This is a genomic window from Bacteroides sp. AM37-9 (assembly GCF_003603455.1).
GTDB classification, from domain to species: domain Bacteria; phylum Bacteroidota; class Bacteroidia; order Bacteroidales; family Bacteroidaceae; genus Bacteroides; species Bacteroides xylanisolvens.
Map to the genome: position 1 here is coordinate 96,905 of NZ_QTNF01000002.1, position 13,817 is coordinate 110,721.

Here is a 13,817-nt window from a genome sequence, read left to right on the forward strand (position 1 = left end):
TACGCTGTTATCACATCATATCTTTCTAAGTAAAATCTTTCTTACAACAGGCTTATTTATTTCATAAATCTTATTGATAAGAACATCCATTTCCTGTTGGCGAGCATCACGGACAGCTTCAAACATCATCTTTGAATACATATCACGACGTCCCTTCAACCAAACGTTTTTATCCAAGTTTTCATCCATCACCTCGATCGCTTTTCTGTCGTCAGCATACAGCAATCCCTTTTGCTGGAAAAAGCCGAATTCACACCACGCATATTCTCTGAATGTTCTTTCAATTTCCCAACGATATTCATTCAGGTGCATCACCGTCAATGCTTGTTGGTATTGGGGAGTTTTGGATTCAGCAGCAAGATTAATGCCCTTTGCCAGTTCATCTCCACTCCAGGTTCCAATTTCTTCATCGTCTATCAACAACTTATAATTGCCTTTCAGTCCTGTTACTTTCAACGTTTCACGGTTCATCTCTTCCATAAAAGGAACAACTTTCAGCACTTCTGCCTGGCTCTTTTTCTGTCCCCAACCACGAGCAATAGTATCTAAAGGATAAGGAAGAGCTTCTGCCAAATAGTCAAAACTCAAATCTTTTCCGTTCTTCTTTATATTTGAAACGGTACAATTTTCCGACTTAACGGCTTGTTTTTTATTAGCATTAATCTCCATATCCGCTACTTCTTTACCTACAAATCCCTGGGCTTTCAGGAAAAGATAGGCCATCACCATGTGCCCGTCGTTATCGGGATGAATACGGTCACTGCCACAAAGGGTAAAGGTAGGATCTTTCTGCTGATATTGCTGATTAATAGCTGTCATAGGAGCATTTAAATCGGTAAATTCCCAATTATTCTTAGCTGCCGATTCTTTCTGATATTCAACAAGCCGTTTGATGGTTTCATTCTTTGTCTTGAACGGTGTATTCTCTTTGAGTTGTACGGTTTCATCATACGGAGAAGTTCCGACCATCACGATACGGGTATCAGGAAGATCTTTAAAACGTTTCTCCATCTGCTGGTAATTCTTTATACTTTCCTGATATTTCTGCTCACCGAATTCTTTGGGCTTATCACCGTTATATTCAAAATATCCGGAATCATTCATACCAAAAGTAACCATCAACACGGAAGGTTTCATCGCAAAAATATCACCATCCAGACGTTTGTTCATATCATAGGCTGTATCTCCACCAATACCACCGTTGAAAACACGGATAGGCATATCTGGAAAGCGGGTCATATAATACAACCAGATGTATGAATGGTAATGACCACCATCCGTTATACTATTTCCCAGAAACACTGCTCTCTCACCCTCCTTAAAAGGTTTCACAGTTTGTGCAAACGCAGCAGTACATGTCATACAAGCCGCTGCAATCAATACAAAAAGTTTTTTCATGTCTTAATTTCTATTTTATAAACTGTTATTTTCATTATGAACGTTTTCTTTATTTTTTGAGAGGATCATATACGGCAACTGCCACGCGTGAATCGGCACAGCCATAATATAAGAACCATTTCTGATTGTGGAATACAAGTCCTTCTATAAATACGGTTCCGGCTGGATATTGTCCGCTCTTCTCAAAGTCTGATTCGGGAATATAGAAAGGTTTATCCAAGCGATCGATTAGTTTAGTAGGATCTTTGGCATCAAATAAGGCTTGTCCGGCGCAATAAGAGTTGGCTGTATACAGTGTGTCTCCTTCTGCGCCCGATTTATTTTTGCCGTTATAAAATAAAAGGATTCCTTTGTCAGTCAGGATGGCAGGAGGACCACATTCGGTCAGGTCACTGTCGAACTTACCTGAGCGGGGAGTCATCACTTTCAGGAATTCTCCATTTTCATCCAACATCGGTTCCCAGTTGACAAGGTCTGTGGAAGTGGCTACATTCACAAACTTTTCTCCCCAGTACATCCAGTATTTGCCATCAATCTTGGCAATCACTTGTTTGCCGTCGATTAATTGGGTTACGATAGAGGCAGATTTGGAAAATTCATCTATGAATCTTCCGTTATATGCTTTTGCGAAAGCCGGTCCATGTTTTTCCCACGTTTGAAGATCGCGCGAGGTGGCCACTGCCAAACGCGCCTGTTTGCGGTTCCATTGTGTGTAATGCATTACGTAAAGCCCGTCTTCTGTTACAGCAACACGTGGGTCTTCGCAACCGCCGGGATTTTCCAGTTCTTTCTGACTGTCGTCTGCCGGATAAAATACAGGTACGGACATTCGTTTGAAGTGTAGTCCGTCGTCAGAAGAGGCATATCCCAGACGGGAGGTACGTGATCCGATACCGGTTGCCGAGTTATCTTCAGCCCGGTAGAGGACTACTACTTTCCCATCATAAACAGTAGCAGCGGGATTAAACGTATCACTCGCTTCCCATGCTACTGAATCCTGTCTCATCGGACAATAGAAAAAGGTAGTAGTGTCAGGAGAAATAATCGGATTAATACCTTCCGGACGCTGGAAATCTGCCCACGCCCAATCCGGGAACTCTGCTGTTTGCTTCTTCTCGCCACAGGAAGTGATTAATGCGGCAGCCATCAGTAGATAAGCTATGTTTTGTAGTTTTCTTTTCATTTTCACGTTTGATGTTATAAATAAGTGCTCTTACAAAATTATCTTATATCATAAATTCATATACCTCGTTGATTTGCTTTAAGGAAAAGAGGGAGGCGTCACTTTAGTTCCCCACTTCACGTCAGGCTTGGACGAGGTAGTGTATTCTATCGTAGCCCCATTATTCAGTTGATCCCAATCGATCCATGTACTGTCATACGGTTTACCGTTCAGTTTCATGGACTTGATATAAATATTCTTTTCCGAACCGCCTTTTATCACCATATCCCCTTTCTTCAAATGAACTTTCACGGATGAGAATATCGGAGTGTTCACCGTAAAGCCTCCCACTCCCGGTATTTCGGGATAAAGACCGATACAAGCGAACACATACCAGGCGCCCATCGTCCCTAAATCATCATTGCCCGGCAGACCATCAATTTTACTTGAATATTGTTCATTCAATACACGGTTAATAATCTCCTGTGCTTTATAGGGAGTTCCTACCCAGTTGTATATCCAGGGAATGTGGAAGCTCGGTTCATTGCCGGAAGCGAACCAGGCATCATTATAACCGGCATCCAGGCGGGTAAAGAATTCATCCAGACGTTTTTCTGCCGCTGCTTTGCCTCCAATGATTTCTATCAGACCGGCAATGTCGTATGGTACCATCCAGAAATAATTCTTATAGGTCGATTCACGGAAATCTTCAGTCAGTGGTTTCCACGAACCATCCGGATTACGTGATTGCAACCATCCGGTTTCCGGGTTATACAGATTCTTCCATGAACGTGCAAAATGGAAATAACGCCAACTTGCAAACTCATCTCCTACGGCATGTAAGGCAAATTGTGCGATTGCAAAATCAGCGGAAGTATATTCTAGTTGTATAGAAGCGTTGTAATATCCTTTATCCAAATACTGTTTCAGTCCCGGACGAGCCTCAACCTCCTGTGACATTGCTCCCGGTTCTTCCGCTCCTTTTCTCATGGTTTTGAAAATCGGTTTCGGGTCATAATTGCGGGCACCAAAAGCGTAAGCATTGGATATTAGGATAGGAGTCGGATCTCCTTGCATCACGCCGGTCTCTATATTAGCCATCACCCAACGCGGGAAAGCACCACCAGCTTCTTCGGCAAACAATTGGTGAGAAATAACAATATCAGAGGCTACTTCAGGATCAAGGATTGACAATAGTTGAATCTGTGTACGATAGGTATCCCAGTTGCTAAAAGAAGTATAGTGCTTGGAACGGGATTTATGCACTCTGAAGTCAGCTCCCATGTATTCTCCGTTCACATCGCTGCATACATTCGGGTGAATGAATGAACGATACAGATGAGTATAAAATTGAGTGGTACGATCCGGATTGGTTCCTTCTACTTCAATCTTACCCAAATAATGATTCCATTTGGATTCTGCCTGATTCTGAATCTGCAGGAAATCCCATCCGGTATTCTCCGCTTTCAGATTCTCGCGTGCATTTTCTACTGATACATAAGAAACCCCAATCTTATATTGGATATTTTTCTTCTTATTTACATCAAAAGTAAAATAGACTCCGGAGTATTCTCCTTCAGCAAAAGTCGTGTTCGGCTTCAGTTCATCTCTTTTCCATGTTCCCGATTCCAACGCATCCGTATCAAACTCTGCTACAAAATAGACTTTATACGGTGTACGGAGTCCACAGAAATTACCGCCTTCTGCATATCCTTCACACTTATTCGGTGCAGTAATAACGATGGCGGCCTGCTCTATCGGAGTTGCGGAAATGCCTCCACCGATAATTACCGTACCATATTGCTGATCGGCCGGATATTCATAACTCGCCATACCGGTCCTTTCGGTTACTGTCAGTTTTGCATGAATATCTTCCTGCACCTTTGCTTCATAATAACCGGCGTGTCCTTTTTCTTCAGAAATATTGATGCGGTAGTTGAGGATATTGTCCGGAGACATCTTCAGTTTACCTTTTACCGGAAAAGTGGGAAAGTTGCCCATGTGCTCGCAACCGCCACCACTCAACTGATTGATGACGAATCCGGAACGTTTGGAAAAATAAGAGGGGGTGAACTGCACCATTCCGTATGGATAGGTGGCTCCGGGATAAAGATATCCCGAAGTCAAACCCACGCCCTTCGTTCCTATCAGGGTATTTACCTGACGGGCATAATTACTCCCGACGTTCTGCGCCGAGAGACTCCCCCACCCTCCAATCAAAACCAATAATAAACCTGTTAAAATTTTATTTTTCATACTGTATTCTTCTTATATCTTTTTAGTTTCTTATTCTTTCGACAATGAGAAAGGAGCAGCATACTTCGACGTACATCGTTCTTTATTCGGTTGACTTCCCATTTCAAAACGGATAATTCCTCCGTCTGCTATATCGTCGTATCTGATAAAATTCTTATCCAACACACGTCCATTTAAGGTAGCAGACTGGATATAGAGATTCTCTTTACTATTGTTGTTCGCTTCAATCACGAATTTATTGCCGTTTTCCATCGTTATAGTAGCTTTCTTAAATAACGGGCTACCAATTACATACTCATCCGTACCCGGACAAACGGCATAAATGCCTAATGAGCTCAAGATATACCATGATGACATACCACCCTGGTCTTCGTCTCCCGGATATCCTCTTTCTGTGGAATTATACAATCTTTCAACGATCTGGCGTACCCAATACTGTGTTTTCCATGGCTGGCCGGCATAGCTATACAAATAAGGCATGTGCTGAATCGGCTGATTGCCGTGTGCATATTGTCCCATACCCGCCAATTCCATTTCTTTCATTTCATGGATCACTCCTCCGTAAGTTCCCGGTTTAATAGTGCAGGGAAGGGTGAATACCGAATCCATTTTGGTCGTAAATCTTTGGTCGCTTCCGAACAAGTCTATTAATCCTTCTACATCATGGAATACGGACCAGGTATAATGCCAGGCATTACCTTCGCAGAAAGGTCCACCCCACTCCAATGGGTCAAACGGTTCCTGCCATTTACCATCAACGCCTTTTCCACGCATAAAACCGATAGACGGATCGAATACGTTTTTATAATTATACATCTGACGGGCAAAGACTTCCTGATAGTGTTTGTTTCCGGTCATTTTAGCCAGTTGGTAGCCACAGAAATCATCGTATGCATATTCCATTGTCTGTGCACTCGATCCCATTGATTCCGGATAAGGAACATATCCCAGTTCAAAATATTCTTTCCAGAAACCACGTCCGTTGGCACCTCCCCAAGGACCTTTATTCATGGCTTCGTGTGCGTAGGCTTTCAGAGCTTTCTCCGGATCAAAAGTCCGAATCCCTTTTGCCCACGCATCTGCCAATAATGAAATGGAGTGATTACCCAACATTCCTCCTGTTTCTCCGGGTGCTGACCAGGAAGGTAACCATCCGCATTGTTCTTGTGCGGCAAGCAAGGCATTCATGTAACGTCCCTGCATAGTAGGATGAAGAATATTAGTTAATGGAAATTGAGAACGGAAAGTGTCCCAGAAACCATTATCTGTATACATATATCCGTCATATACTTTACCGTCATAAGGACTATAATAATAAGGTTCTCCATTTGCTTTACGTTCATAGAATTTGCGTGAGAAGAGATTGGCACGGAACAGGCAGGAGTAGAAAGTTTTCATTTGTTCGTCTGTTCCACCTTCTACCTGGATTCTGTTCAATAATTCATTCCACGTTTTATGTCCACGTATTTTGGTGGCTTCCAAATTCTTATCTTTACCCAGTTCGTCGTTCAGTGTAATCACAGCCTGCTCTGCGCTGATATAGGAAGAGGCAGCCTTTGCCTGTACTTTCGATCCTTTCTTAAATTTGATATAAGCACCATAGCCTTTGCCTTCTCCTTCCAACTTTTTAGGATAAATCTCATCTTTCTGATTTTCCCACATACCGTAATCCTCAAATGCTTTGTCGAACTGCACTACAAAGTAACTACGGAATGTCTTAGAGTTATTTACAAAACGTTGGTTATTCACCCAACCGGAGATTTGTCTCTTTGCCGGATCAATCTTGATTTCACTCATATCTGTATATCCGTCAATTACCAGATAGGCGTCTTCGGTAGAGGGATAAGAAAAGCGTAAATGTACACCACGAGTAGTTGGAGCCATCTCGGTTGTAATTCCATTATCCAGCATCACTTTATAATAATGCGGCTTGGCTATTTCATTATCATGGCTGAACTTCGTTGCCCGCATCTCCTGATTTACAACTAATTTCCCCACCATCGGCATAAAGGAATACACTGCATAATCACTCATCCACGGACTGCATTGGTGAGACTGGCAGAATCCTCTGATATTATCTACTGCATATTGATATTTCCAGCCTTCTCCATTTTTCCCTGTCTGGGCAGACCACGTATGCATGGCATAAGGCATACCTGTAGTAGGATATGTATTTCCATAACTTAATCCGAAATGAGAGTCGGTACCTTGCAGTGTATTGACATATTGCACAAGGTCTTTCATTTGGGCATATATACCTGTTGAGAAAAAAGAGAAGATCACTAAATAAATGAGCTTGTTCATGGTTATTTTTTTATGTGTTACATCTATTTCACTTGACAAATCGAAACAACTATATCTATTTATTACCATAAGTAATACCCTGCCAGTCATCTGTACGGAAAGGGGACGCCGGAAGGTTAACTCCATTGTATAAATTACAAATTGGATTATCTGCCCAAGCATAACGCACTGCTATTGGGAAAGCAACTTCAGGAGATGAGACGATGATGGAATTACCATCAATCACAGCATCAGCCCAGTGAAACTTATGATCAACGCCAGAGATAGTAAATCCTTTTAGAGTTTCATTATTTTGAGTTTTCAGTCCCCCGTCTGTATGCTTAAAGTAAATGCGTATCTTATTACCTTCAATCTGATAAGTATCATACATAGGACCAGAATAAGGAATCTTTTCTCCATAGGTTTGCGTCCGGGCAACTAACGCCAAGCGTCTTCCTACTTCCTGTTTGTTCTTCGGATGAATATCAAAAGCATCACCTATATCAATTGTCACAGCCATACCTGTATTTGCAAGATGCAAGGTTCTTGTCTGAGCTTCTCGTAACTCTGCCCAGGTTGCGTCTACCGGAACAGTTTGTTGAGCTGTGAAACTAGCTAACTGTACCATATAAAATGGGAAATCATATCCCCAACGATCCCGCCAGTCTTTTATCATTAATGGCATCAATTCGCGATATTGATATGCTTGCCTTGTATTAGCCTCTCCTTGATACCAGATCGCACCCTTAATAGCATAAGGAATTAGGGGATTCAACATTGCATTGAACAGAAAACTGGGAACATTCGGTTCATTAGCAGTATTAACTGGCATCTGTGGAATATCCTTAATATTCAAAGAAATCTGATACTTCCAATCTCCAGCCAATTGTATGACATCTGATTGGGAACGATGAAGTGAAATACTTTCCGAACTACCATTAATTCCTCCTGTACCGCCTGTATCCATTACCCGTACAGCAATCACAGCCTTTCCTATCTTAACTAACCCTTTCGGAATTTTATAACTTCTTGGAGCCATCCATCCTTCTGTATGACCTACTTGCACACCATTAAAGTAAGTAAAATCATTATCATCAATTACCCCTACATTCAATGTCAGCTCTTTACCTGCCCAGTTAGCTGGAATATCTATCGTTTTCCTAAACCAAACAATACCATTAAATCCTTTCAAATCTTGATCTTGCATCAAACCAGGTACTTTCATTGTTTTCCATGTGCTATCTTCCAAATCTACAGCCGCCCATACAGCTTTACTATTGACAAACCCTTTATCAATCTTCTCTACATCCTTTTTCCAATCTTCCAGATCCGAATGAAATTTCCTTTCACGATCTTCTTTGGTTATTGGAAGTTCATTCAACACATCCAGTTTCTTTTGCATATCTGGCATTGTTGCCAACGCTTCCTTGCTCGTCCAAGTTTCTATATACGTACCTCCCCAAGATGTGTCAACCAGTCCGATTGGTACATTCTGATATTTATGCAAATCGCGTCCGAAGAAATAACCAGCTGCTGAAAAGTCTGCCACACTTTTTGACGAACAAACTTGCCAGCCATTTCCTGCTGCTTTTATATCACTAACAGGCAATGGACTTGTAGCTTTTTCTATCAATAGGAAACGAATATTTGGATAGCTATTTGCTTCTTCTTTTTCTTGTTGGTAGTTCATTACTTTACCCCAACCTTCTACCTGCATTTCCATATTTGATTGACCGGAACATACCCATACCTCCCCAATCATCACATTAGAAAGCTTCACTTGTTTCCCATCGGAAATTGTAATATCATAAGGACCTCCTGCTGCTGGAGTGGTTACTTTTGTTTTCCACTTTCCTCGCGCATCAGCTTGGATAGTATATCTCTTCTGATCCCATGAAGTAATAATCTCTATCTCTTTATTGGGTTTAGACTCACCCCATATAGGGGCTTGTGTTTGTTGCTGCAACACCATGTTATCCGAGAATATTGGAAGCAAGTTCACTTGCGCTGAAACACTAGTCACACATAATGACCAGAATAATGAAAACATATACAACTTATTCATTCCTAAATATACTTTTATCAATTTACAAGATATTTATTATAAGAACGAATAAAAGAACATTTACCACTAATATCCATTTTTTAGTTTTCCCAATTAGCCTACCTGAGAATAGCCCAAAATATATCTTTAACAATATTTAAGAGGACCATTTCCTGTTTATAAAGTCAAGAAATGATCCTCTTAAATGAACGATATTAATGCCTATCAAACTTATTCTTTATAAAGCATTTCCCAATTGTATACACGATAGAAGTAAGGACGATAAAGATCTGCACTACCTATTGCATTAAAATTTCCTCCAAAGCCATCTGCAGGGTCTGTATTAGTAGAAAAGACTAATTCACCTTCTCGTGATAAATGAGGATGTAAATTCACCATATATAAATTACCATAAGTCTGTACCCCCAATTTATCCAAAGTATTTGGAAATCCGAATAAAGTTTTACGATCTACAAAAGGTCCATAAGGCTTATCACTCCTGAAAATATACATTTCGCGTCCAAACCATTTGGCCTGTGCTACCATATAATAACTGTCTCCTTTTTTAAATACCCAAGGCATACTACAATCTTCTGCTTGAATTTTTGAAAGAGCAACTTGTTCTTGCGTTGGATAAGCATTTTGCCAGGAGTATTCTCCTTCTTCATTACACACATAATATTCCCATGGACTATCTAAACTATGTGTAGCCGTACGTGCAACTATAATATCATAATTATTATATGTACCATACAAATAAATATGTCCGTCTTCATCTTCATACAAAGTAGAACCATATCCATAAATATCAACATCATTAAAATGATGATTTGTACTAATGAGTTTCATGTAGTTTTCATCACCCGGTTTACCTTCTAAACTATAAGTAGCCAGACAAATCCCTTCATGTCTCATCAAATGTTCTTCATCCGTATTATCCACCCCATTCCAAAGAACTTGCAATTGATTATTATATACTGTAGCATCACCAGCCCAATATAACCAGTCTTGATCAATCTCTCCTTCTTGAATCTGTTCATCTGTTTTGGATGCCCTCGGATGACGAATATGAGTACGTGCCTGATAATAGCGTGGAGCATTAGGATCAGTAGTCTGGATAAAATCAGCCAACCAAACAAGATTCTCCTCCTTATCACCTGGTGTTTGTACCATAATCGTGTTACGTGGGAAGTTCACCTTGTTTCCATCACGTGACCGGGTTTCTCCATCTACAACTCCATAAAAACTATCATTAAATGACCAAAAGGTATTTCCATCAGGCAATTGAGTCGTCAGCACTCCATCCCCTCCATTCCATCCTAAAGTACGAGTAAATAATTTATCATATTTCTTATCTTTAAAAGCTACCACATAATCATTACGTTCCAACAGTTCTAATTCCCATGCCGGGTCTATATTATTTAATACATTTTCTACAGCATCATCTTGCGGAGTATTCTTGTATTCCAAAGGAAAAGCTTCAAATTTGTCACAAGCTTCAATTGTTCCACACAACAAAGGAAGTAATAAGAACTTTCCAATCTTATATTTATTCATAACTATATCTTTTATCAATTAATTAGAATGTCAATTGCACACCCAAATTCACAACACGTTGGTTCATGTATGCATCACCAGCCGTATTTGTTTTTATTTCCGGGTCTTGCTGATACTTATCATAACCTGTAAATGTTAGCAAATTGTAAGCATTTACATAGAAACGAATATTATCGATAGCTTTCGGCAATATCTTCTTTGGAAGCTGATATCCCAAATCGACAGTTTTCAAGCGAATATACCAAGCATTAATCAACCAAAAATCAGACATATAGGTACTGGCACTATTAATTGTAGAAGGATTGGTCGTCAAACGCGGGAAAGCAATTTCTTCACCATTTTGATAGCGTTCCAATGTCCAACGACTTGTGTGGATCGGTTGAAACTGACTCTTAAATGATTCAATACCTGTACCATTAATAGCAAAGCTATAATCGAATGAGCCCTGAAATAATACATTGAAGCTAAATCCTCGCCAATATCCACCAAACGACCATCCCAAAGTAGTAGAAGGCAAATTCGGTTTACCAATAGCTCCTTTATCATAATCATCGATTGTTCCATCATTATTCAAATCGGCATATTTTAAATCACCGGCTTGTACTGGAATATCTGTATATGGAGTCGCCGGAGCATCTGGAGCACCAGACTGTATTTTTGTAATATCTTCTGGAGTATAATACCCAATCCATTTATAACCAAAAGGTTGGTTCAAAGGTTTCCCTGTCTCTGCTAACCATGGATATTTTTGCTGAGCTTCAGCTTTATAATCGACTCTATTCTTTGCATAAGAAAAGACTAGATTCGTATTAAAATCAAAATCACCAAAACGGTCCTGATAACTAATCTGACCATCGAACCCTTGGTTGGTTGTCTTAGCTATATTATTGGGAGAAAATCCGATGCCAAGAACCAGCGGAATATCATTTCTCGTCACCAATTGATCATAACGTTTATCTAAAAAATAGTCAATAGTAAACGAAAATTTATTCAAAAAATTCATATCCAAACCAACATCAAATTTCTTCGCCTTTTCCCAAGTAGCATTAGGAGTTCCCAAATCACCTTCCTTATAAGAGTCAGTAAGTTTTGGATAATCACCAAAAGAGTAACCATCCCCCTTCTGATATACCTGATCATACAAATAACGATTGCCCGCTGCCACATCCGAACCAACAAGACCGTAAGAAGCTCTAACTTTCAAAAGTTGTACTCTATCTGCCAGCCAATCTACATTCTTAAAAAAGTCTTCTTCTGAAATAGCATAACCAATACCTACAGCCGGAAAGAATCCGAAACGATTACTCCTTCCAAAACGATCGGTTCCATTATAAGCCATATTGAGATCTATCAAATATTTGCTTTTATACTTATATCCCATTGTTAAGGTATATCCCTCAAAATTACTGGGAACAGCTGCTGATACAAGACCATCCCTGTCTACTGTCGTAGTTTGAAGATTATACAGAAACATAGCACTGACATCATGATCTCCTCCATTAAATACGCGAGCATAGTTCACCGATGCCTGAATATTCAAATCTTTTGTAGCCTTTTCCGTACCACTAGTCACAGAAAACGTTCCATAATCATATACTTTATTGGGATTAATTACATATCCATTAGTTGACGAATCATAATGATAAGTAGGATATTGAGATCGGTTTGCCTGACGATGATTTTCGTCTACACTCGAATATGCCAAACGATAATTGGCAGAAAGTCCCTGTGTCAGAAAATCCATTTTCCAAGTAGCTCCATATAGAATATTATTATCATTACGACGGGTACGCTTATATCCTTCATTTGCTAAACGAGCATTCAATGTTGGTCTATACCCCTCCGTATCATTCAAATAAGCATAAGAGCCATCCGGATTCAATACTGGAGCTGAATAAGGATGCATTTTTGAAAAATCATAAATTTCACCTGTCGCATTCATATTACAAGGCTCATTGATATTCATAAAACGCGATGATATATCCAAGCGCATACTCAAATTATCCGTCACAGCAAAGTCTATATTAGTACGATAATTGAAACGACGGTAAAAATAATTAGAATTCACTCCACTATCCTTTGTCCCAAAGTCTTTCACCATACCATCTTGCGTAAAGTAACCAGCAGAAACAAAATATTTCAGCCTTTTAGAACCACCGGAAACATCCACATTCACATTTTCCTGAAAAGCACTTTTCTTAAAAATCTCATCATACCAATTTACATCAGGATGACCGTAAGGATCTGTATGATCTCTGAAAGCCATCACATCTGCCTTTGAGAATGGTCTAGGCATACCATCATTCTCGTAAGCTTCATTCACCAAAATGGACGTATTGTATGAGTCCAAAAATTTCGGAGTACGTACTGGAATCTGCATACCACCTTCTAAACGTACATTGATTTGAGGCTTACCCTGTTCTCCTCTTCGGGTCTTCACTACCAATACTCCATTAGCTCCTTTAATACCATAGATAGCCGTTGTAGAAGCATCTTTCAAGATAGATATACTTTCGATTTCATTCACATTGATTTGAGACAACTGATCATACGTATACTGAACATCGTCCACTATAATCAATGGCTTATTACCATCTGTATTCAATGAACTCACACCACGAATAAAGAAATCAGAAGCATCTTTACCCGGCTGTCCGGATTGTTGTTGGCTAAAAAAGCCCGGTAATTTTCCAGTTAATGCATTCTGTAAACTACTAGTCGGTACATTACGAATTTCACGAGCTTGTATACCACTAACAGCTCCAGTCATCGTAATACGCTTAGCTTTACCATAAGCTACTACCACTACCTCATCAAGATTCGTCAAGTCTGGCGTTAGCTCTACGTTCCAATCCCGCTGATTCCCAACCTTCACAGTAAGTTTCTTAAAACCAATATAAGTGAATTCCAACACTTCACCTTTATTTACCTTCAACTGATAATTACCGTCAAAATCCGTAATTGTACCAATTGTCGCATCCTTCACTTTTACATTTACTCCCGGAAGCAGTTCACCATCTGTGGAAGACACCTTTCCTTTTACTGTTATCGATTGTCCAAAGGCAAACGCAAACAGGTTTATACTTAATAATATTAAAAGTATTCTTTTCATAACAT

General features: G+C 39.9%; 7 protein-coding genes. All 7 read right to left on the reverse strand.

Annotation, left to right across the window (positions count from 1 at the left end; translation table 11 throughout):
• Nucleotides 1–15: 15 nt before the first annotated feature.
• A complete protein-coding gene (locus DW862_RS01710; RefSeq protein WP_004301490.1) occupies nt 16–1,398 on the reverse strand; it encodes an SGNH/GDSL hydrolase family protein in 1,383 nt (460 codons plus the stop codon).
• A gap of 49 nt (nt 1,399–1,447) precedes the next feature.
• Nucleotides 1,448–2,581, reverse strand: a complete 1,134-nt coding sequence (locus DW862_RS01715; protein WP_118194803.1) for a glycoside hydrolase family 130 protein — start codon at nt 2,579–2,581, stop codon at nt 1,448–1,450.
• Nucleotides 2,582–2,659: 78 nt separating this feature from the next.
• A complete protein-coding gene (locus tag DW862_RS01720) occupies nt 2,660–4,816 on the reverse strand; it encodes a GH92 family glycosyl hydrolase (RefSeq protein WP_120067180.1) in 2,157 nt (718 codons plus the stop codon).
• 30 nt (nt 4,817–4,846) lie between these two features.
• Nucleotides 4,847–7,120 (reverse strand): GH92 family glycosyl hydrolase, encoded by a 2,274-nt coding sequence (locus tag DW862_RS01725; protein ID WP_120067181.1) that lies wholly within the window; start codon nt 7,118–7,120, stop codon nt 4,847–4,849.
• A gap of 55 nt (nt 7,121–7,175) precedes the next feature.
• The gene (locus DW862_RS01730) at nt 7,176–9,164 is read right to left on the reverse strand and encodes a sialate O-acetylesterase (protein ID WP_120067182.1); all 1,989 of its coding nucleotides are present in this window, start codon (nt 9,162–9,164) and stop codon (nt 7,176–7,178) included.
• 210 nt (nt 9,165–9,374) lie between these two features.
• Nucleotides 9,375–10,700 carry a DUF5005 domain-containing protein gene (locus tag DW862_RS01735; RefSeq protein WP_120067183.1) on the reverse strand — a complete coding sequence of 442 codons (1,326 nt, stop codon included), beginning with the start codon at nt 10,698–10,700 and terminating at the stop codon, nt 9,375–9,377.
• A gap of 22 nt (nt 10,701–10,722) precedes the next feature.
• On the reverse strand, nt 10,723–13,812 hold the full coding sequence (locus DW862_RS01740; RefSeq protein ID WP_120067184.1) for a TonB-dependent receptor: 3,090 nt from the start codon (nt 13,810–13,812) through the stop codon (nt 10,723–10,725).
• Nucleotides 13,813–13,817: the final 5 nt, after the last annotated feature.